The organism is Aeromonas sp. R7-5, from assembly GCF_040908015.1.
GTDB lineage: Bacteria > Pseudomonadota > Gammaproteobacteria > Enterobacterales > Aeromonadaceae > Aeromonas > Aeromonas caviae.
Map to the genome: position 1 here is coordinate 602,476 of NZ_JBFOCZ010000033.1, position 21,415 is coordinate 623,890.

At 61.9% G+C, this 21,415-nt stretch carries 17 protein-coding genes and 1 pseudogene; 10 read left to right on the forward strand and 8 right to left on the reverse strand.

Annotation, left to right across the window (positions count from 1 at the left end; all coding sequences use genetic code 11):
* Positions 1-7 precede the first annotated feature (7 nt).
* From AB5Y53_RS18260 to AB5Y53_RS18275, 4 genes are all read left to right on the forward strand, one after another.
* Positions 8-568 carry a YceI family protein gene (locus AB5Y53_RS18260; protein ID WP_053288582.1) on the forward strand — a complete coding sequence of 187 codons (561 nt, stop codon included), beginning with the start codon at positions 8-10 and terminating at the stop codon, positions 566-568.
* Entirely contained in the window at positions 568-1,302 is a 735-nt protein-coding gene (locus tag AB5Y53_RS18265) for a hypothetical protein (protein ID WP_368182785.1), read from the forward strand. Before AB5Y53_RS18260 ends, AB5Y53_RS18265 begins: the two co-directional genes overlap by 1 nt.
* Positions 1,303-1,487: 185 nt before the next feature.
* Positions 1,488-2,609 (forward strand): adenosylhomocysteinase, encoded by a 1,122-nt coding sequence (locus tag AB5Y53_RS18270; RefSeq protein WP_202014330.1) that lies wholly within the window; start codon positions 1,488-1,490, stop codon positions 2,607-2,609.
* Complete coding sequence (locus AB5Y53_RS18275; protein WP_010674179.1) at positions 2,606-2,917, forward strand: SelT/SelW/SelH family protein; 312 nt, start codon at positions 2,606-2,608, stop codon at positions 2,915-2,917. The genes AB5Y53_RS18270 and AB5Y53_RS18275 overlap by 4 nt, the downstream gene beginning before the upstream one ends.
* A gap of 63 nt (positions 2,918-2,980) precedes the next feature.
* Here the strand turns inward: AB5Y53_RS18275 and AB5Y53_RS18280 are convergent, their stop codons facing one another.
* Positions 2,981-4,705, reverse strand: a complete 1,725-nt coding sequence (locus tag AB5Y53_RS18280; RefSeq protein WP_368182786.1) for a lysophospholipid acyltransferase family protein — start codon at positions 4,703-4,705, stop codon at positions 2,981-2,983.
* Between the two features lie 105 nt (positions 4,706-4,810).
* The gene (gene pepT / locus AB5Y53_RS18285; RefSeq protein ID WP_253584630.1) at positions 4,811-6,037 is read right to left on the reverse strand and encodes a peptidase T; all 1,227 of its coding nucleotides are present in this window, start codon (positions 6,035-6,037) and stop codon (positions 4,811-4,813) included.
* A 1,025-nt stretch (positions 6,038-7,062) separates the two neighbouring features.
* On the opposite strand from pepT, the gene speA reads away from it, so the two are divergent.
* Together speA and AB5Y53_RS18295 are read left to right on the forward strand one after the other, a co-directional pair.
* Positions 7,063-8,964, forward strand: a complete 1,902-nt coding sequence (gene speA / locus AB5Y53_RS18290; protein WP_368178205.1) for a biosynthetic arginine decarboxylase — start codon at positions 7,063-7,065, stop codon at positions 8,962-8,964.
* Positions 8,965-9,220: 256 nt separating this feature from the next.
* Positions 9,221-9,409, forward strand: coding sequence for a hypothetical protein (locus AB5Y53_RS18295; RefSeq protein WP_010674183.1), 189 nt, complete (start codon positions 9,221-9,223; stop codon positions 9,407-9,409).
* Positions 9,410-9,454: 45 nt separating this feature from the next.
* On the opposite strand, the gene AB5Y53_RS18300 is transcribed toward AB5Y53_RS18295, so the two are convergent.
* Both AB5Y53_RS18300 and AB5Y53_RS18305 read right to left on the reverse strand, forming a co-directional pair.
* A complete protein-coding gene (locus AB5Y53_RS18300) occupies positions 9,455-9,742 on the reverse strand; it encodes a hypothetical protein (protein ID WP_368182788.1) in 288 nt (95 codons plus the stop codon).
* Positions 9,743-9,905: 163 nt separating this feature from the next.
* Entirely contained in the window at positions 9,906-12,014 is a 2,109-nt protein-coding gene (locus tag AB5Y53_RS18305; protein WP_227656147.1) for a bifunctional diguanylate cyclase/phosphodiesterase, read from the reverse strand.
* A 460-nt stretch (positions 12,015-12,474) separates the two neighbouring features.
* Here AB5Y53_RS18305 and AB5Y53_RS18310 point away from each other — a divergent pair, with 460 nt between their 5' ends.
* Positions 12,475-13,062 (forward strand): histidine phosphatase family protein, encoded by a 588-nt coding sequence (locus tag AB5Y53_RS18310; protein WP_052814946.1) that lies wholly within the window; start codon positions 12,475-12,477, stop codon positions 13,060-13,062.
* Positions 13,063-13,110: 48 nt separating this feature from the next.
* Here AB5Y53_RS18310 and AB5Y53_RS18315 read toward each other — a convergent pair whose 3' ends face one another.
* Positions 13,111-16,254: a DUF3427 domain-containing protein gene (locus AB5Y53_RS18315; RefSeq protein WP_368182790.1), complete on the reverse strand. Its 3,144-nt coding sequence runs from the start codon at positions 16,252-16,254 to the stop codon at positions 13,111-13,113.
* A 153-nt stretch (positions 16,255-16,407) separates the two neighbouring features.
* On the opposite strand from AB5Y53_RS18315, the gene AB5Y53_RS18320 reads away from it, so the two are divergent.
* Together AB5Y53_RS18320 and AB5Y53_RS18325 are read left to right on the forward strand one after the other, a co-directional pair.
* On the forward strand, positions 16,408-16,875 hold the full coding sequence (locus AB5Y53_RS18320; protein ID WP_368182792.1) for a hypothetical protein: 468 nt from the start codon (positions 16,408-16,410) through the stop codon (positions 16,873-16,875).
* 110 nt (positions 16,876-16,985) lie between these two features.
* Positions 16,986-17,354, forward strand: a complete 369-nt coding sequence (locus AB5Y53_RS18325) for a VOC family protein (RefSeq protein WP_041212762.1) — start codon at positions 16,986-16,988, stop codon at positions 17,352-17,354.
* 24 nt (positions 17,355-17,378) lie between these two features.
* On the opposite strand, the gene AB5Y53_RS18330 is transcribed toward AB5Y53_RS18325, so the two are convergent.
* On the reverse strand, positions 17,379-17,582 hold the full coding sequence (locus tag AB5Y53_RS18330) for a DUF3955 domain-containing protein (protein WP_319896784.1): 204 nt from the start codon (positions 17,580-17,582) through the stop codon (positions 17,379-17,381).
* 143 nt (positions 17,583-17,725) lie between these two features.
* Complete coding sequence (gene gdhA / locus AB5Y53_RS18335; protein WP_134997899.1) at positions 17,726-19,069, reverse strand: NADP-specific glutamate dehydrogenase; 1,344 nt, start codon at positions 19,067-19,069, stop codon at positions 17,726-17,728.
* 571 nt (positions 19,070-19,640) lie between these two features.
* Here gdhA and rluF point away from each other — a divergent pair.
* Positions 19,641-20,654, forward strand: a complete 1,014-nt coding sequence (gene rluF / locus AB5Y53_RS18340) for a 23S rRNA pseudouridine(2604) synthase RluF (RefSeq protein ID WP_319907107.1) — start codon at positions 19,641-19,643, stop codon at positions 20,652-20,654.
* Between the two features lie 86 nt (positions 20,655-20,740).
* Here the strand turns inward: rluF and AB5Y53_RS18345 are convergent.
* A pseudogene (locus AB5Y53_RS18345) lies at positions 20,741-21,415 on the reverse strand (MFS transporter); the annotation flags it as partial.

Here is a 21,415-nt window from a genome sequence, read left to right on the forward strand (position 1 = left end):
GATCGGAATGAAAATGACCAAGGCCCTGCTGGCCTCCTGCCTGTTTATGGCGGCTCCCCTGATGGCTGCCGATTACGATGTCGATGCAGCGCACACCACAGTCCAGTTCAAGGTGGGCCACCTCGGCTTCTCCGAACTGGTCGGCCGGTTCAACACCTTCAGTGGCACCTTCAGCATGGACGACGCCAACCCGGCGGCGGCCAAGGCGAACTTCGAAATCGATGCCGCCAGCGTGGATTCCAACCACGAGGCCCGCGACAAGCACCTGCGCAGCCCCGACTTCCTGGATGTGAAGCAGTACCCCAAGATGACCTTCGTCAGCACCGGCTATGAAGGCACCAAGGACAAAGGCGTACTCAAGGGCACCCTGACCCTGCACGGCGTGTCCAAGGACGTGGCCTTCGACCTGGTCCACATCGGCGAAGGCAAGGATCCCTGGGGCGGCTACCGCAGCGGCTTCAACGCCACCACCACCATCAAGCGCAGCGAGTTCGGCGTGAACTACATGGTGCCGAACATCCCTGACGAGATGACCATCAACCTGTTCGTTGAAGGCGTGCGCAAGTAATGGGCGCAGCACTCCTGCTTCAAACCCTGGCGGCTCCTTTAGGGGCCGCTTTGCTGTCGTGGCGCTGGCCGCGGCTGGGCTATCTGTGGGGCGCCCTGGGGATCTGGCTGGTGGGCTGTCTGCTGGGCGGTGCCTATGGCCTGCCGGTCAAGGCGTGGCAGTGGCTGCCGCTGACCCTGCTGGTACCCGCCCTGACCCAGGGTACCAGCAAGGGGGTCGCCCTCGCGCTGTTCGGGGTGCTGGGCGCCCTGGTGTGGTGGCAGGGGCTGGCCTCCGTGCTGGCGAGCGAGCCCGGGATCTGGCTGGCCCTGCTGCCCGCCATCCTCTGGTCTGGCTGGACGAGCTGGCGCGGTGACAGCGAGGAGGGGCTCGGCTTCGCCCTGGCCTTCATCTGGCTGGCGCTGGTCATCGGCATCGATGGCAGCCTGCTCATCGCCCAGCTGACGGGTGCCCTGGCCGCGTTTGCCGGATTCCGTGCCCTGCTCGGCGCCTTTGCAGGGGTCAAGGTGACCCCGGCTGCCCTGGGGCTTTCACTAGCCTTCGTGCAGATGCTCGCCTGGCAGTACGTGGAAGTGCCCCTGCTGGTGCTGCTGCCGGTCTGGCTGTTGCCGCTGCTGGAACGTGCCCTGCACGGGCGCCCGGGACTCTCTCGCTGGGGGGTCTTGATCCCGGTGGCGGCCGTCGGTGCCGGAGTGAGTCTGTGGTGGGTATGGCCAGAGGCGTCACTTTACTGATTTCTGCATGAAAAACAGGCTATTACCTTAGAAATTGATGGGCTTGTCAAAGTCTGGACAGATAAAGATTGAGACCCATGGTGCTTTCGGATAAAAAGGATTTTCAATTATCTGGATACACACAGAACCCGGCTATGCCGGGTTCTGTTTGCCTGCTTTCCCGCGGCACGCTAAGGAGGCCACAGTTGCACAGTCAGGGATCTGAGCATCTGTTTTTTCGCCATTTCACCGAACAGGGATGTCTTGGGGATCTCTGCATCCTGCTGGTGACCCACCTGCTTCCCGACAGACCCGACTTCATCCAGGTGCTCGATGGGGTGGGCCGGGTCGGTGCCATCCTGCCCAAACCCAAGTCCGTTCACGGGCCGACGCTGGCCTGGGCCCAGCAGCACTACCCCGTGCTGCCCCTCAATCGCCACTGGACCTCGGATCCCGGTGAGGTGATCGCCCAGATTGCCCCCCTGGTGATGTCTCACGAACGGCTCATCATCCTCGACATCGGCGGCTACTTCGCCAAGAGCCAGGCGGTACTGGCCGAGCACTTTGGCGCACGCTTCATCGGGGTGGTGGAGATGACCGAGAACGGCCATCAGCGCTACGAACAGGAGTCCCTGGCGGCCCCCGTCATCTCGGTGGCTCGCAGCCCCCTCAAGCAGGCGGAAGATATCCAGATCGGCCTGAGCGTGGTCTACTCCGCGGAGTCCCTGGCGCGTACCCTGAGGCGTACCTTCAATGTCTGCCAGGCCGCCCTGTTCGGCTATGGCAAGGTGGGGCGCAGCATCGCCCGGGAACTGCGCTGTCGCAACCTGCATCTGGAGCTGGTGGAGACGGATGCCCTGCGCCAGGTGGAGGCGCTCTCCCACGGCTTCAAGCTGGTGAACAAGGCCGAGGCCCTGGGCCGCGCCGAGCTGGTGATCTGCTCCACCGGCAACGGCTCCCTCGACATCACCGATCTGCAGGCCCTGCGCCCCGGCGCCATGCTGGCCTCGGTCACCTCCGCCGACGACGAATTCGCCTTCAGCCTCGCCCAGCTGCCCTGGCCGAGCGAGGAGGTGTGTCCCCATGTGCTGGCCCTGACCCGGCCGGACGGCAGCACCATCTTTTTGCTCAACCGGGGGGAGGCGGTCAACTTCGTCCACGGCGCCGTCATCGGCGAATATGTCTACCTCGTGCTGGCGGAGATCATCGAAGGGGTGCACCAACTGGCCCATCAGGCATCCACCCCGGGCCTTCACGAACTGCCCCAGGCCACCATGCAGCGCATCGCTCGCCACTGGTTGACCGATTTTCACGGAGTCACCCCATGACAGACACCCATTTGCCCCTCGCGAAACCGCGCATCGAAATCCGTTACTGCACCCTCTGCCGCTGGATGCTGCGGGCCGCCTGGCTCGCCCAGGAGCTGCTCTCCACCTTCGACGGCGAACTGGGAGAGGTGGCCCTGGTACCCGCCAGCAAGGGGGAGTTTCGCATCCTGGTGGACGGGGTGCTGGTGTGGGACAGGGTGGCCGACGAGGGCTTCCCCGAGGCCAAGGAGATCAAGCAGCGGGTGCGAGATGTCATCGCCCCGGAGCGGGATCTCGGCCATGCGGATCGCAAACCCGCAGCCGAGTAGGCGGCATCACCCATGATGTGAAAGAGGGAGGCGTAGGCCTCCCTCTTTCGTTGCAGCGCCCGGTCAACGGTCGCCAGAGGTGGCCAGTGCTTCCCCGGCGGGGAGGCCGATATAGCGGGCCCGCTTGTGGGGCTTGATGCGGCTCACGTCCACCCACACCAGGCCGTCGATGCAGTGGTTGAAGTCCGGGTCGATGCCAAAGTCCATGAACTGCACGCCCCCCGGCTCGCACAGCTCGGCGTACTGCTTGTAGAGGGTGGGAATGGCGCAGCCCAGGTTGTCGAGCCCGGCCTTGAGCTCCTTGAGGTCGTCCCCGTAATCGCGCCCCTCGAACAGCGTCGGCGTGGCGGGATAGGGGCGGCGGGAAGGGGCGAGGGCAAGGGTGGGGGCGAAGTGCTGGCGATAGAAGCTCACCAGCAGATCCTTGGCCGCTGGCGGCAGGCTGCCGGAGAGGGTGACGGGCCCGAACAGGTAGCGGTATTGGGGATAGCGGGCCAGATAGGCCCCGATGCCGAACCAGAGGTAATCGAGCCCCCGCTTGCCCCAGTAGGCGGGCTGGATGAAGCTGCGGCCAAGCTCGATGGCCTGTTCCAGCCGGGGCAGCAGCTTCTCTTCGAAGCCGAACAGGGTGTGGCTGTAGAGGCCATCCAGCCCCTTGCTGGCCAGCCGTTCGGCCACCGGGGCGAAACGGTAAGCGCCGATGATGTCGAGGCGGGCGGGATCCCAGAGGATGAGATGGTGATAGTCATCGTCGAAGGCATCGAGATCCCGCCGCTTGCCCGAGCCTTCCCCCACCGCCCGAAAGGCAATCTCCCGCAGGCGCCCCAGCTCACGCAGGATCACCGAGTGGCTCTGCTCGTGGCGGCGATAGAGCAGGATACGCTGGCCGTCTGGGGTCTGGCCGAGCAGCTCGCACCCGTCGATGGCCTGTTTCAGCAGGCGGCGATCCTCCGGCAGGGCGATGGGGGCCTCGGTCTGCAACCGTCCCGCCTTGCCCCGAGCGATTCGGTAGAGGTGGCCGCGCACCAGCCGGGCCGCGGTCTTGGCCGGCAGGTCCTGAAAACTGGCGAGGGGAATGCGCGCCCCTATGGTCACCGGCAGCGTCTGCCCCTGCTGGCGAAACAGCTGGCGTACCAGCAGCAGGGCGGAGGCGGGCTTGTTGAGCCAGGAGGCGAGATAGAACCAGAGGCTGTTGCGCCCTCCCAGGTGAATGGGCACCAGGGGCGTTCGGCTGCGCTGGGCCAGCTTGATGAAGCCGGCCTGCCAGGGGCCATCCTTCACCCCCTTGGGGCCGAGGCGGGAGACCTCGCCTGCGGGGAAGATAACCAGGGCCCCGTCGGCGGCGAGGTGTTCATTCATGGCGAGGATGGCCTGCCTGTCGGTCTTGCCCCCCAAGTTGTCCACCGGCAGCAGCAAAGGGCGCAGCGGTGCGAGCTGGGCCAGCACCTGGTTGGCCACTATTTTGACGTCGGGGCGGATGCGCCCGATGAGGCGCAGCAGGGCCAGCCCGTCCAGGGAGCCGATGGGGTGATTGGCGACAAGAATGACCCGGCCGCTGGCGGGAATGTGCTCGAGCTCGGCCTCACTCACCCGGTAGTCGAAGTGGAGCTCGGTGAGGGCCTGCTCGACGAAGTCCAGACCGCGCAGGTGGGGATGGCGCGCGGCAAAGCGGGTGAAGGCTTCCTCGTGCAGCAACCAGCTCAGCCCCTGCCTCATCAGGGGACGGAGGAGGGGCTGGCTGGCGAGGCGGGGCAGGTGCTGCCCCAACAGGGTATCGACGTCGAACATGGGCAAGGCTCCGCTGAACTTTGCCCCAGCTTGACGCCCCTGCGTGCCTTTCGTGTGTCGGTTGGGTGACGGTTTGATGACGGGGCGAACCCCGTCCTTGCCCCCTTACTCTGCCCGCCAGGCAGAGGTGAGGCGCACCAGCGCCACCAGGGTGGCGACCGCTTTTTCCATGGATTGCAGGGGGATGAACTCGTGCTTGCCGTGGAAGTTGTGGCCGCCGGTGAACAGGTTCGGGCAGGGCAGCCCCATGAAGGAGAGCCGGGCGCCGTCGGTGCCGCCGCGAATGGGTTTGATCTTGGGCACCACGTCGGCGGCCTCCATGGCGGCTTTGGCCAGCTCGACGATGTGGGGATGGGGCGCTATCTGGCTGCGCATGTTGCGGTAGTTGTCCGCTATTTCCAGGGTGATGCGTGCCCTGGGGGCGTCCAGTTGCAGGGAGGCGACCCGCTCCTTGAGCTGGGCCTTGCGGGCGGCGAAGCAGTCATCGTCGAAGTCGCGGATGAGGTAGTGCAGGGTGGTCTCCTCCACCGTGCCCTCCATCCGGGCCAGGTGGAAGAAGCCCTCATACCCCTGGGTGCACTCCGGGGTCTGCTCGGCGGGCATGGCGGCATGGAAGCGGGCGGCCAGGGTCTGGCTGTTGATCATGCTGCCCTTGGCGGTGCCGGGGTGGACGTTGTTGCCTGTGATGCGCACCGTGGCGCTGGCGGCGTTGAAGTTCTCGCATTCGAGCTCGCCGAGTTCGCCGCCATCCACCGTGTAGGCCCACTTGGCCGGGAAGCGGTCCAGCGGGAAGCGGTCGGCACCGCGCCCTATCTCCTCGTCCGGGGTAAAGCCGACCCAGACATCGCCACGGGGGATCTCGGGGTGAGCCTGCAGGTATTCCACGGCGGTGAGGATTTCGGCGATGCCCGCCTTGTCGTCGGCCCCCAGCAGGGTGGTGCCGTCGGTGGTGATGAGATCCTGCCCCAGGTAGTTTTTCAGGAAGCGGTACTGGCGGATGGCCAGCACCTCGTCCCCTTTGCCAAGGCAGATATCGCCCCCCTGATAGTTCTCGACTATCTGGGGAACGACGCATTCGGCCTCGTAATCGGCGGTGTCCATGTGGGCGATGAGCCCGATGGCGGGGGCATCCGGCTGGTTGCCCGGCAGGCAGGCGGTGAGGTAGCCATGCTCGTCCAGGGTGACCTGGCTCAGCCCCATCTGCGTCATTTCGTCGCGCAGGGCCCGGGCGAAGAGGCGCTGTCCCTCGCTGCTGGGGCAGGCTGGATTGGTCGCATCGGAACGGGTATGAAAGGTGAGGTAGTGGAGAAAGCGCGAAAGCAGGGTGTTCATGGGCAAGCCTCGGGTCACGAAAGAGGAGTCATTGTGGCCAAGACGGCGGCGCCGCTTATTGCGTCAGCGCAGTTTTTGATGACTTTGTGGGGGAGAGGAGGGCCATCGAAGGGGAGGGGCGGGGATCATAGCGCGGCAGTTTGCATAAAAATTCCAAAATAAAAACTGGTTAAGCAATTGCGAAAAAGCTGAATTTCCCCTCGGCCCAGCGCTGGCAAGGGGTGACCCAAAAAGCGTGACGTGTTGGTTATTTTCATCGCCTCGCCCACGCACTCCCATCCCCCGCTATCCCAGAGCCCGCCTTGCTGGCAGCGAGATTTTGCCCCCCGATGAAAACCCGTTTTTTAACACGATTTTTTATTGTCACTGGCTGCGGTAAGTGTGTACACTCCGCGCCGATCCAAGGGCAACCCTGCGCAGGCCGTGTCCGCCAGACCCGCAGGATCATGACGCCTATAGGGCGAGGCACGCAGAAACGACAGACACTGCTGGGGAATGGTTTCTTTAATACCGGTTAGGCTCCGGTATCAGGGAGAACAACGGACTCTCATCTTTCAGCTGACCGAGTGGGCTTCGGGCTCATCATCTCCCTTGTCATGGGCGGTCACTGGCGTTGAGCGGGTCGTAGTGGTTGTCGTCCATCAACACGATGCGTGCTGACGTCTTCCCTTCTCTTCCTTGAAACCCTCTCCTGTCCGTCGGGATGGCTGCCGAATGATGAACAAACGGCGTGGCTGATGCCGATTGTCATCAAAGTACCGCGGTACGCCGGCAAGGTGTTACCGCATACCGTTGAGCTTGATGTAAAGCCACCAGCCCCACATCAAGACTCGTTACTTCCCAAGATCCACCAGGCAGCCTTGGCTTGCCGCGATGTGCAATGAACAGGATGTGGCGGAGCATGCTCCGTTGCGGGTCCAACGTCAGCAGGCCGCTCTGGCTTGCCGCATTTTGCAATCAATGGTCTGGATGTGATTGAGGGTAACGAAGGCGGCCCACGGCCGCTCATTTGCGAGGCATAGCCCATGACTAACTGGTCCAGCAAGGACTCCTTGAAGGTCTACAACGTTCCCTACTGGGGTGCGGGTTTTTTCAATATCAATGACGCCGGTCATGTGACCGTCTCTCCCGACAAGTCTCGCCCCGAGGCTCAGATCGTGCTGTCCGAGGCCATCGAGCAACTGCGCCAGTCCGGGCTGACCACGCCGGTGTTGCTGCGTTTCCCCGACATCCTCAAGAGCCGGGTCGATGCGCTGTTCAACGCCTTCGGTCAGGCCATCGAAAAGTCAGGCTATGAAGGGGATTACCTGTGCGTTTACCCGATCAAGGTAAACCAGCAGCGCCGCGTCATCGAGACCATCAGTCAGTCCTACAGCGACAAGCCGAGGCTTGGGCTGGAAGCGGGCTCCAAGCCCGAGTTGCTGGCCGTGCTGTCCCATCATCATGAGCAAGGGTCCGTGATCGTCTGCAACGGTTACAAGGACCGTGAATACATCCGCCACGCCCTCCTGGGCAACCTGATGGGCCACAAGGTCTACATCGTGGTGGAGAAGCCCTCCGAGCTGGAAATGGTGCTCGACGAGTCCGCTCGTCTCAACATCAAGCCCAACATCGGGGTGCGCGCCCGTCTGGCGTCCACCGGCTCCGGCATGTGGGAATCGAGCGGCGGTTCCATGTCCAAGTTCGGTCTCTCTGCCTCCCAGATCCTGGCGCTGGTGGAGCGTCTGCGCAGCCTCGGCAAGCTGGACTGCCTGCAACTGCTGCACTTCCACCTGGGCTCCCAGATCGCCAACATCCGCGACATCCAGGGTGGCATCCGCGAGTGCGGCCGCTTCTACGCCGAGCTGTGCCGTCTTGGCGCCAAGGTCGAGGTGGTGGACGTGGGCGGCGGCCTGGGTGTGGACTACGAGGGCACCCGTTCCCAGAGCCACTGCTCCGCGAACTACAGCCTCTCCGAGTACGCCAACAACGTGGTCTGGGGCATCGGCGATGTGTGCCGCGAGTTCGACCTGCCGCACCCGACCATCATCAGCGAGTCCGGCCGTGCCCTGACTGCACACCACGCCGTGCTGGTCACCAACATCATTGGCGCCGAAGGGGTGGAGGTGAACGACATCAGCGCCCCGGACGAAGACGCGCCCACCATCTTGCAGAACATGTGGAAAGGCTGGCTGGACCTGCGCGGGGAAGATCCCTCCCTGCTGGAGATCTTCCACGACTCCGTGGCGGATCTCGGTGACGTCAACGCCCAGTACACCATGGGCCTCTTGAACCTGGAGCAACGCGCCTGGGCCGAGATGCTGCACCAAAACACCTGTCTGGCGCTCAAGGAGCTGCTGAACCCGGTCAACCGCAACCACCGCGCCCTGGCCGACGAGCTCTCCGAGAAACTGGCTGACAAGTGCTTTGCCAACTTCTCCCTGTTCCAGTCCCTGCCGGATGCCTGGGGTATCGGTCAGGTGTTCCCGGTGATGCCGCTCTCCGGCCTCGAGCGTCCGCTCACCCGCCGCGGTATCCTGATGGACATCACCTGTGACTCCGACGGTCAGGTGGAGCACTACGTCGACGGTCTGGGGGTGGAAAGCACCCTGCCGATGCCGGTCTACGGTGAAGGCGAAGAGTGCCATGTCGGCTTCTTCCTGGTGGGTGCCTATCAGGAGATCCTGGGGGATCTGCACAACCTGTTCGGTGACACCCACTGCGCGGAAGTGTGGCTGGATGAAGAAGGCAAGATGGACATCCGCAACGTGGTGCGTGGCGACACCGTCGACCAGCTGCTGCGTTACGTCAACATCGACCCGTCTGTGATCCGCGAGAACTACCAGCGCATCGTCTCCCACCCGGCGCTGGACGACGAGACCCGCAAGGCCCTGCTCGACGAGCTGGAGCTGGGTCTGCAAGGCTACGCCTACCTGGAAGACGAATAAGCCAGCGGCTTGTTCTCCGTCGGTCAAATGACGGACATGAAAAACGGCGCCTTCGGGCGCCGTTTTTGTTGCGCTGTTGCCTGGCTGGGGCCGGTTGGCGGGCTCTGTCATCCGGGCTGGCGGCATCCCGCCCCGGCCAGATCCGGCCACTGCCCGCTTCTGCCCGCCACCGCCCTTGATCCAGGTCAAGGGGGACTCGGGCCGCTTATTTTACGGTCAAGGGTGAGGTTGGTGAATGACACATAAGGATGTGCGTATGGAACTCAAGAGGGACCCGAGATGCTATACCGACGTCTGTATCGACGGTAAGTGGTATCACTACGATCACTGCAGCACTCACGTTTATATGCTGATGGGGGGCGCCGCCCCCAGCCTGCAGCTTGCCCATGAACCCGGCAGTGAAGAGGAGCTGGTGGAGATGCTCCGCCAGCACCCCCAACGCTGACTGCCTGCGGGCCATCGAGGGTATCGTCCCGGCGGCCCGCCTTGCTCAGCCCGCCTTGTGGCCCAGGATCTTATTGCCCATCTCCAGCAAGGCCGTTGCCGCCGCATAGGCCTCGTCTGACTTGCCTATCTCGTCCGCCACGTAGAGAAAACCGGATCTGTACTTCTCCACCGCCTCGCGGGGAGTGGCCGCGTCGATGAAATCCTCTTCCACCTCGAACCCTTGCGTCAGCAGCGCTTCCTTCTCCGTGAGGAAGGTGGGGGAGGCCATGTCGACATAGGTATATTGCTGACGGCGGGAGGCGGGGACGCTGAAGAACTGGTATCTGGCCATGGATGTGGCTCCTCTGAACGGGTGATCTGCCATGGGGGCGCTCGATGCGCCCGGCAAGATAAAGGAGCATTCGAGTCTTGCAGCAGACTACCTTGAGTCGTGAAGGGACGCAATCGGGCTGGTGATGACCTTGGCGACACGGGCGCTGCGCCTCACCTGCTTGTCAGGCAAGCACACCTTCCAGCACCCGTTGGGGAGTCTCGGGAGCGCAGTGGACAAGCAGTTGCTCCCCTGTCATGGGGCGTCCGAGCAGGTAGCCCTGCAAGGTGTCGCAGCCCAGCTCGGTCAGCAGGTCGCGCTGCTCCGGGGTTTCCACCCCCTCTGCCACGATGCGCATCTCCAGGGCCTGACCCAGGGCGATGATGGCGGCGATGATGGTGGCATCGTCGCCTCCCCGCTCCAGGGTGGTGACAAAGCCCCGATCAATCTTGAGCTCGTTGGCGGGGAAGCGCTTGAGGTAGAGCAGGCTGGAGTAGCCGGTGCCGAAGTCGTCGATGGAGATGCCAAGGCCGAGCTCGGCCAGACGGTTGAGGATGGCGAGGCTCTCCTCGGCCTTCTGCATGGCAGTGGATTCGGTGATCTCCAGGGTCAGGTGACGGGCCTCGAGCCGATGGCGGGCGAGGGCGCCCTGCACCTCCTCCAGCAACCCGGGGCTGGCGAGCTGGATGGTGGAGAGATTGACCGCCACGCTCCAGTCGTGATGACCCGCCGCCCGCCAGGCGCTCATCTGGCGGCACGCCTCGTCGATGACCCAGTTGCCAATGGGGATGATGAGCCTGCTTTTCTCCGCCAGCGGCAGGAAGCTGGCCGGCGAGACGGCACCATGCTCCGGGTGCTGCCAGCGCAGCAGGGCCTCGGCGCCGACCACCTGGCCGCTGCGGGCACAGTATTTGGGCTGGTAGTGCAGGGCCAGCTCCCCCCGCTCCAGGGCGTGTTGCAGCTCCTTGTGCAGCAGGAACTGCTGGTGGGCGTTGGCGTTCATGGCGCTGTCGAAGTAGTAGTAGTCGTTGCGCCCCTGCTCCTTGGCGTAATACATGGCGGCATCGGCGTTGAGGGTCAGCTCGTGCAGGCTGGTACCATCCTGGGGATAGACGGCAATGCCGATGCTGGCGGTGATGTGCAGGCTGTGGTGCTCCCACTCATAGGGCTGGGCCAGGGTGGCCAGCAGCCGCTCGGCAAAGGCCGTGGTCTGGCTCACATCCCCCGGCGCCAGGGCCAGCACGAACTCGTCCCCGCCAAAGCGCGAGGCGGTGTCGCTGGCTCCGAGCAGGCCGGTGATGCGCTGGGCTACCTCGGCCAGCAGCAGATCCCCGGTGTGGTGGCCGTGGGCATCGTTGATGATCTTGAAGCCGTCGAGATCGAGAAACAGCAGGGAGAAGCTGCGCTGGCTGTGCTGGCACTCCTGGATGCGCTGCTCCAGGCGGTCGGCAAACAGCAGCCGGTTGGGCAGCCGGGTCAGGCTGTCATGGAGCGCCAGCTTGAGCAGCTCGTCGTGGGCCTGATGCAGGGAGGTGGAGAGCCTGGCGGCGTGGGCATCCAGCATGGAGAGCACGAAGGCGATGGCGAACACCGCCAGGGTCACTATGATGACCACGGTTGCCAGCCACTGGGTATTGAGACCGGTGTAGAGGGCCCCGCACAGGCTCTCTGCGGGGAACTGGGCCGCCGCCATGCCGGTGTAGTGCATGCCGATGATGGCCGCCCCCATCACCAGGGAGGCGAGGGCCTTGCTGAAGAAGGCGCGGGGCGAGCTGTTGCGCAGGCGAAACGCTATCCAGAGCGCGGCACCCGAGGCGAATACCGCGATGAGGATGGAGAGAATGAAAAGCCCAGGCAGGTAGTGGATGCCGGGTGTTATCTTCATGGCCGCCATGCCGATGTAGTGCATGGTGGCGATGCCGGCCCCCATCAGCACGGCCCCGAACAGGATCTGGTGCCAGGGGAGCTGGGGGCGACTCACCAGCCAGAGCGCAAAAGCCGAGGAGCCGATGGCCGCCACCAGGGAGAGACCGGTGAGGGTCAGATCGTATCCCAGCGCGATGGGCAGGTTGAAGGCGAGCATGCCGATAAAATGCATGGACCAGATGCCGAGCCCCATGGCGAAGGCTCCCCCCGCTAGCCAGAGCACGGCGGCCCGTCCCCGACTCTGGCTCACCCGACTGGTCATGGTCAGCGCCGTGTAGGAGGCGAGCACCGCCACCAGGATGGAGAAGAACACCAGATCCTGGCTGTAATAACTGTCGAGCATGGGGTGGGTTGGGGTCACGTTCATTTACTCTGGGGTACATCAGGGCCTGAGCCTGGGCCGGGTCAGGGGAAATCGGGTGGCAGATTGTACACCAGGCGTCCCTGTCGTGAGCCAGAGATACGTACCAAAATGGCGCCCGGATCAGAGCAAAAACTCTGTCTTTTCTGGCATTGGCCGCCATCCTGTGACCGATAAACCGGCACGCCCCCATTTTATCCCGTCTGAACAACAAGATAGGGGGGCATGGGGCGCTTGCCACGGTGCTGGCATGGTGCGCCGGGCCCGTGGCGAAGGCGTGTGGAATGCGCACAAGGCGCCTGTGCGATAAAGGCGCGCAGCCCCTGTTGCCCTTTCACGTATAGCCGTATGCCATGCGCTCAAGGAGTCAGCACAAGCCTGCATCCTCCGGGTCTTGGTTGACCCGGTACATCTGTTATCATCTTCCCCCTGTTTTTCTTATCTCGTTGACTCTGCTGGAGAAACCATGTCTCGAACCCTCTATTTGCTGCGCCACGGCCAGACCCGTTACAACGCCGAATTGCGGTTGCAGGGGCGTTGCAACTCCGAGCTGACCCCCAGGGGAGAAGCCCAGGCCCTCGCCATGGGGGCCCGTCTGGCCAAGCTCCTGACCGAGCCCACCGACTGGACGATCTACGCCAGTCCCCTCGGTCGGGCACGGCAGACGGCGGAGCGGGTGTGTCAGCAGCTTGGATTGGACCAGGAGCGCATCATCTGGGACGAGCGGCTGGTGGAGCTAGGGATGGGGGAGTGGGAGAGTCGCCGGGTACCCGAGCTGCTGGCGGCCTACCCCGAGCTGGATCTGGAGGAGCCGGACTGGTATCTGCGGGCCCCCCATGGCGAGAGTTTTGAGAGCATTCAGCGCCGGGCCCGGCAATGGCTTGAGGACGAGCACATTGCCGAGCAGGCCATCGTGGTTTCTCACGGTCTCTTTGGCGCCATGCTGCGCGGCGCCTATGTGGATCTGGACTACACCACCACCTGGCTTCAGGAGCTGCCGCAGGATGCCTTCTTCAAACTCAGTGGCGGTCGCATCGAGCGGATTGCCTGCTGACCACACGAAGGCGGCCCGCCGTGGGTGGGCCTTGTTGTGATAGGTCGCTCAGCCAACTGCCAATTTGGCCGCTTCTTTCCACATAAAAGGCGGCATCGGAGTAGTGAGACGCCATTTTATGTTCATCGGTTGGCTACCGCTGTGGGAGATGTACTCCACCTCACCGAAGTTCACAAAGCCAAGGGTGCGGCCAAATTCATCTTTGCTCTGCTCACGAACGAACAGAAACAAACGCTTACCTTCTGCTCTGTGGTTTATGTAACTCAGCCCCTTACCTCGCTCTGGGCGAGCGCTGTTTTGGCTCTGCCAATGGAACAGCGACTCATTAATGGCGTAGTCGTGATAACGGGTGGTGGGGGAGAAGTGCTGCTCCGTTTTGTTCAAGGTCACGAACAGCAACTCGATATTGTGCTCTGCGATGACATAGACCCCTTCGCGAGCCGTGGGCTGCTGCGCGAAGGTGGTCGCGCCAAAGCCAACCAGCACCTGTTCTCTGGCATAGCGAGCATGCAGTTGTAGTGGATTGCCGGGAAGATCTGGCATGGCTCTTTGTTCGTGCTGCACCCGGTTGATCAGCATGGGCAACAGATCTGCCAGCTCGGCCCTTAACTCTGGTTGATTGAGTTGTTTCAGGCTGTGCGCCAAGGAGCTAAAGCCTGCGTTGGGGCCGCTTTGTTGCCAGAAATCGTAGTGGCACATTAAGGCCATGCGTGCATCGTGCTCGGCTGTTAAGGTAAAGGCGCTTTCCACCAAGGTTTGTAAGAAGTTCAAGTAATGGAGCGCATCGCAGCCCAATAGCCGGGTTTTGATGGCCCGGGTGTAGAGGGTCGACAGCTTCTCATCGCTCATTTCAGAAATGGTATGGTTGTGGGTCTGTTTGACCAAGGCGCTCCAATTGCCGCGCTTGTAGATCTCCTCAAGGCTGATATGAGGGTAGAACTTCAGAAAATTCGCCAGTGTCAGCGGTAAATCGCAATCCTGTGAGAAACGGCGGATCAGGCCCATCAGGCGCGATGTATTGAGAGTCGCCTTTTTGATATTGCTCAGAATTAACTCTTGGGTCTGTTTTGAGAGCTCGATACGGCAGCCCAAGGGGGCGTGAGGGAAGCCCTGTTTGATCTCGTGGCTGATCGCCTTATTGGTTTTACCCACCAGTGCCCGGAATTTCTGGGCAAAGTCATACTCCGCACGGGCATTCCCAACAAAGTCCAATACGGTGCAGCACTCTTTATCGCTTGCCAGCCGCAGACCACGTCCCAATTGCTGCAAGAAGATGGTGAGGCTTTCCGTTGGTCGTAAAAACAGCAAGGTATCGACTTCCGGGATATCAACCCCTTCGTTGAAGATGTCCACCACGCAGAGAATATTGATAACGCCGGTACGCAAATCTTGTTGCTTACTATGTCGCTCGTCTCGGTTATCGCTAGTGAGGATGTCAGCCTTGATGCCCTTCAATAAAAATGCCTTGCACATAAAGTCGGCATGTTCACGGCTCACACAAAATGCCAGCGCTTTGATCTTGGTAATATCGGTGACGATCTCATTGAGGCTCTGGACTATCTTCTGTACCCGCTGCTGATTGTGGGTATAGATATTGGTGAGTTCAGTGATGTCATAACGGCCATTTTTCCAAGCCACTTGGCGCAAGTCAGTATCATCATCGATACCAAAATATTGGAACGGACAGAGATGGCGACGATTGATGGCCTCGGGCAAGCGGATCTCTGCTGCGATGACACCACAAAAGTCGGCAAGAATATCACCGCCATCATGGCGCTCTGGCGTTGCGGTTAATCCCAACAGAATGTGAGGTTCAAAGGCGGCGAGCAGACCGCGATAACTGGCCGCCGCAATATGGTGAACCTCATCGATGACGATGTAATCGAAATAGTCTGGGCTAAGGCGTAAATTAGCCAGCTGGTTATTCAAGGATTGCACCGAGGCAAATAGCTGACGGTAGTGGGTCGGCACGGCGCCGCCGACCAAGAGTTCGCCAAAATTGGATTGTTTAAGCACTCCGCGGTATGAGGCCAATGCTTGGCGCAAGATCTCCTCTTTGTGGGCGACAAACAGAAACTTGGCATCGGGTTTGGTTTTCAAAAAGCGCGCAAAATCAAAAGCGGAGATCAGGGTTTTCCCTGTACCGGTGGCCGCAACCACCAAGTTACGGAAGCGCTGGTGTAAAGCGCGCTCCATCGCCAATTGTTCAAGGATCTCCAGTTGATGGGGAAACGGCGTGATATCAAAAAAATAGGCAGGGCTATTTTTGTCCCCGTCCCCTCGGGCCTCTTGCAGGGCATGCTGTAATTTCGTGCGGCTTTCGAGCTTGCCATCGAATAGCTCAAAATCATCGGACTCCCAATAGGTTTCAAAGGTACTCAGGGATTTCTCGATAATATGAGGGATCTCTTGTGAGGTGATTTTTAGGTTCCACTCCAAGCCACTGGTGAGGGCAGAATGAGAGAGATTGGATGAACCTATATAGCCGGTATGAAAGCCGGTATTTCTGCAAAATAGATAACTTTTGGCATGCAACCGCTCGCGCTGGGTGTTATAGCTGAGTTTGACTTCGGTATTTGGGAGGCTGGCTAAAAATTCAACTGCCTTAGCGTCGGTCGCCCCCATATAAGAGGTAGTAATTATTTTTAATTGGCGGCCGCTGCGAGTGAACTCTTCCAGCTCATGACGGAAAATACGGATACCTGCCCACTTGATAAATGAGACCAGCCAGCAGATGCTATCTGCCGATAATATCTCCCGTTTAATCTCTGACTCCATCGACAAACCCGCATTGCTGCCGCAGAACAGCTCACTTTGCGTTAGACCGGTCAGAGGAAAAATATCTTCGGTATATTTCTTTAAATTGGCAGAGATGGGGTTATCTAACTGGTAGAGCGCGGTCAGTATTTTTCCCTGACTGTCGATAAGGTTCTCGCCAATAAAGTCTGGGTCTTGTATGCGATCTTTTAGCCAAAGCAATAACTGGTTAGCCAGCTCAATCTGCCGTTGTAATGGGTCATCGCCAGTGACCGAGCCTACTGCATATTCCAACACACGAGTTAGGAATCGTGATAACCAGACTGCGGCCTCCGCAGACTCCAGTTGTCGTTCCCCGATGTAGAAATGCGATCGATCTAGTCTTGATGCCAACAGTTGTGTGATGAGTTGTTCATAAATACCACATTGCTGCATGGTGACTGACCTTGAATCTTGTGCATAAGGGGAGTAGGCAGGGTATCATTTTTTTTAGCTAAATCAGTAAGCTGTTATCTAAATTTGCCCATTTGAAGATCTATCTAGCCATGGGCGGCGAAGATAGAGAAGGCGAACCACAGGGAGGTAGTGATGGATCCAATATCTTATCTTTTTTCGGCTTATCTCAATCTGGTGCAGCAGCAGGTGACGGATATCTATGGCACCGAGCTAAAAACGCTGGTAGTGCCCTATGAGGGAGAGCAGGTTCCCTTCTCTTTCCAGCTCTGGCAGATAAAACAGCAAAGTGTCTGCTGTCCCTACGAGCAAGATGTGCGGCGATTCAGTCAGTGCACGGTCAAGGCGCAGGCACTGTTTGGCAAACTGTGTGATGACCTGACACGGCAAGACGACAGCAGTTGGCAGCTTCCCAAGTACCGCACCATGTACTGCTCGGCGGCTGTCGGTTATCGCCCCATGATTGCGGAGATCGCCGATGCCCAGCAGAGCCCGGGTAAGCTCGCGGAGCGGGCCTGTAATCAGGCCATTCTGGCGGCCATGGGCAGTGATGACGAAACCCTGCTGGCCCAGCGTGACAAGGCGTGTGCTGCCGTGCGTTAAGGTATTTCCCTAGTCAAAATAAGTGGTTAGCCCCCCTGTGCACCATGCCACAGTTTCTATTGAGGCGGGTGGGTATGATGGTGCGGCAATCACCATGACAGGGAGCAAGCATGATAAGCCATATCGACCATCTGGTATTGACGGTCAGCGATATTGAGCGGGCGGTGGCGTTTTACAGCGGCGCCTTCAAGATGGAGCCCATCACCTTCGGGGCGGGGCGCCGGGCCCTGCGCTTTGGCAACCAGAAGATCAATTTGCAGTTGCTGGGGGAGGAGGCGCGCAACCGGGCGCAGGTGGGGTCGGGGGATCTCTGCCTCATCACCCGCTGGCCCCTGGATCAGGTGATGGCCCAGCTGGCGAGCCAGGGGGTCGAAATCGTGGAGGGGCCTGTGATGAAAAGCGGTGCCTGTGGTCCCATCGAATCTGTCTATTGCCTGGACCCGGATCAGAACCTCATCGAGATCAGCCGTTATTGCTGAGCTCCTGTTACCTTGCGGTTTGTGTCACTGCTCCTTGGAGCGCCCCTTGCGCAGCAGAGGGATCACGGTGAGCACCATGCCGGTGAAGAGCAGCAGATAGCCCAGGGGCAGCAGGGCAAAGGGCTCGTGCAGGAAGCCCTGGGCATCGAGGGTGGAGCCCAGCAGGTTGAATGCCAGGAAGCAGCCGAGCCCGGCCAGGATCAGCAGGGCACCTATTTTCATCGTCATCTTGTTATCCTCGTCAGCGAGATGGAACGGATGGGAGACTTTCATGCCTGGGTGAAGAGAGTGTGAAGTCGCGCCAGGCACCAAACACAACGGCAGCCCAAGGGCTGCCGTTGTGTTGAGGGGGAAGCCCCGGGCCAAGGCGCTCAGCAGACCCCTTGCGCCAGCATGGCGTCGGCCACCTTGACGAAGCCGGCAATATTGGCGCCGCTTTCGTAGTTCACATGACCATCATCCTGACCGTAACGGACACAGGTGGCATGGATGCTGGTCATGATCCCCTTGAGGCGGGCGTCCACCTCCTCCCGGGTCCAGGAGAGGCGCTGGGCATTCTGGCTCATCTCGAGGCCCGAGGTGGCAACCCCGCCGGCGTTGGCCGCCTTGCCCGGGGCGAACAGCACCCGGGCGTCGTGGAAGAGACGGATGGCCGCGGCGCTGGAGGGCATGTTGGCTCCCTCGGCCACCAGCTGCACGCCGTTGGCAATAAGCTGCGCTGCATCTTCGGCATCCAGCTCGTTCTGGGTGGCGCAGGGGAGGGCGACGTCGGTCGCTAGGTGCCAGGGGGTACGGCCGCTGAAGAACTCGAGCCCGAGTTCATGGGCGTAATCGGCGACCCGCTTGCGCTGCTCGTTTTTAAGCGCCATCAGGCGGGCCAGTTTCTCGGGGGTGAAGCCGTCCGGATCATAGACGGTGCCGCCGGAGTCGGAGGCGGTGATGACGCGGGCGCCGAGGGCCATCGCCTTCTCGATGGCGTATTGGGCCACGTTGCCCGAGCCCGACACCGAGACCCGCAGGCCATCGAGGGACTGGCCGCGATGGGCCAGCATGGCGTCGACAAAGTAGAGCAGGCCGTAGCCGGTGGCTTCCGGACGAATGAGGCTGCCGCCAAAGGAGAGTCCCTTGCCGGTGAAGACGCACTCGGCGCTGTTGGTGAGCTTCTTCATCATGCCCGCCATGTAGCTCACCTCGCGCCCGCCCACCCCGATGTCGCCCGCCGGCACGTCGGTGTTGGCCCCCAGGTGGCGATAGAGCTCCAGCATCAGGGCCTGGCAGAAGCGCATCACTTCTCCTTCGCTCTTGCCCTTGGGATCGAAGTCGCTGCCCCCCTTGCCGCCGCCCATGGGCAGGGTGGTGAGGGCGTTCTTGAAGGTCTGCTCGAAGGCGAGGAATTTCAGCACCGAGAGATCCACCGAGGGGTGGAAGCGCATGCCGCCCTTGAAGGGACCGATGGCGGAGCTGTGCTGCACCCGGTAGCCGCGATTCACCTGCACCCGACCCTGGTCATCCACCCAGCTTACCCGAAACTGCACCAGGCGCTCGGGTTCCACCAATCGCTCCAGCAGGCCGTGTTGCAGGTAGCGGGGGTGGCGCTCCACATAGGGCCAGATGGAGGCGATCACCTCGCTCACGGCCTGGATAAACTCGGGCTGGTGAGGGTTGCGGCTGGCGACCTGGGCCAGGAAGGCCTCCTGGGAGAGGGAATGACTCATCTTTAACTCCTGTCGTGAATGATGAAAGTGGCGTCCTGCCAGAGAGGGGATCATGCCCGTCTTCAGGGTTCGCGGGGCTCAAGGGGCCCGTTGTTGCGCCCCGATGGGGGTGTCATTTCCCGTCGTCGGCGGGTCAGAGCAGATAATTCGCGATGACCAAAATCTTTTTATGCATTTTTGCTGGATAAATATCAAGCGTTAGATCATCTGGCTATCTGGCAAAGGCCGCACCCTATCTTCGGCGGCGGGGGCCCGGCCCATGAAGTGAGCACCATGAAGTGAAAAGAGGCGGGGAGTGCGCGGTGCAGCCCAATCAGGGCCGCGGCGTCACCGCACGCTGGATAATGGGGGGCCTGCTGCTGCATCAGGGGCAGCCCCCCCTGTGAGCCAGCGGCCAGGGTGCGACGGGGCCGGGCGCGTGCGCGTGCAATGTGCTACTGTAGCGGCGTTTTTTGCCGAACATGCAGGGCGCAGGCCCTTATTTCATGGAGTTGTATGCAGACGAACCCGACCACAGCGCGGCTGATCCAGCCAGCCATTCTCAAGGCCCATCCGACCCGGGAGGTGACCCATGCTGGCCGATGAATCCATGCGCCTGAACAAATACATCAGCGAGAGCGGCATCTGCTCCCGTCGTGAGGCCGATCGTTTCATCGAGCAGGGCAACGTCTTCATCAACGGCAAGCGGGCCGGGGTGGGGGATCAGGTGTTTGCCGGGGATCTGGTCAAGGTCAACGGTCAGGTGATCGAGCCGCGCGAAGCCGACAGCCTGGTCTTCATCGCCCTCAACAAGCCGGTGGGCATCGTCAGCACCACGGAGGCGGGGGAGAAGGACAACATCGTCGACTTCGTCAACCACAGCACCCGCATCTTCCCCATAGGGCGCCTCGACAAGGATTCCCAGGGGCTCATCTTCCTCACCAACCACGGGGATCTGGTGAACAAGATCCTGCGGGCGGGCAACGATCACGAGAAAGAGTACCTGGTGACCGTGGACAAGCCGGTGACCGACGAGTTCGTCCGGGGCATGGCGGCCGGGGTGCCCATCCTCGGCACCGTCACCAAGAAGTGCAAGGTGAAGCGAGAGGCCCCCTTCGTGTTTCGCATCACCCTGGTGCAGGGGCTGAACCGCCAGATCCGCCGCATGTGCGAGCACTTCGGCTTCGAGGTGACCAAGCTCGAGCGCATCCGCATCATGAACGTCAGCCTCAAGGGGCTGCCGGTGGGGGAGTGGCGCGATCTCACCGACGACGAGCTGATCGAGCTGTTCAAGCTCATTGAGGACTCCTCCTCCGAGGCCAAACCGGCCAAGGGGGCTCAGGTTGCCAAGCCCAAGGTGGCTGCGGCCGGCACCCCGGCCCAGGGCAAGAAGCCGCGGCGCAGCGACGATCACGAGATTGGCGGGCGGCCCAATGTGCCGGGTCCCGAGGCCTTCGAGAAGAAGAGCCCCGCAGGCAAGGGCGGGGCGGGCAAAGGGGCTGCCAGCAAAGGGGGGGCAGGTAAAAGCGCGCCCGGCAAGGGGGGCAAACCCGCCCCGGGCAAACCGCGGCCAGGGCAGGGCGGGCGCCAGAAGAAGGGGCGCTGAGCGCCAGGCCTTCCCGCACCCTGATGAACAACACCGGCCAAGGCCGGTGTTGTGTTTTCTGGCCCCCCAGGCCGGTGCTCGCCGGATCAGGCAGGCTTGTGGCCTGCCGTCTGCACAGCCATGGTCTGCTCCGGGGGCAGGCCCATGGCCCCTGGGTAGTGGCGCGGGTTGAGACGCACCACCAGCAGGCTCATCAGGACCAGGGCGCCGAGCTGCCACTGCCAGGCGGCGGCGAAGTCACCGCTTGCATGGTGCAGGCGGGCCGCCACCCAGGGGCCGGTAGCCGCCACCATGAAGCCGACCCCCTGCATCAGGGCGCAGAGGGCACCCGCCCGGCGCGGGTCGGGCAGGTGATCCAGCGCAATCACCATGATGAGGGAGAAGCTTCCCCCAAGCCCGGCGCCGCACAGCAAACACCAGAGCAGGGGGGCTGTCTGGGGAGCGAGCCAGAGGCCGCCAAAGCCCGCCAGCTGCATGGCGATGGCCAGCGCCATCCAGGGGCGGCGGTCCAGCCGACCGGCTGCCAGCAGAGGCAGGCCAAGGCCGCTCGCGGTCTGGGCCAGGGCGAGCCAGGCCACCAGCTCGCCCCCTTGCTGGGCGCTCCAGCCCGCCGCCATGTAGGCCGGGGCCAGCCAGGCCACGACGATGCCGTAGCCGCTGTTGATGATGCCAAAACAGGCGATGAGCAGCCAGGTGCGGGGCAGGGGGAGCAGCCGCTGCTCCCCGGTGGGGACGGGCGTGCTGGCCGGGGCGGGCAGGGG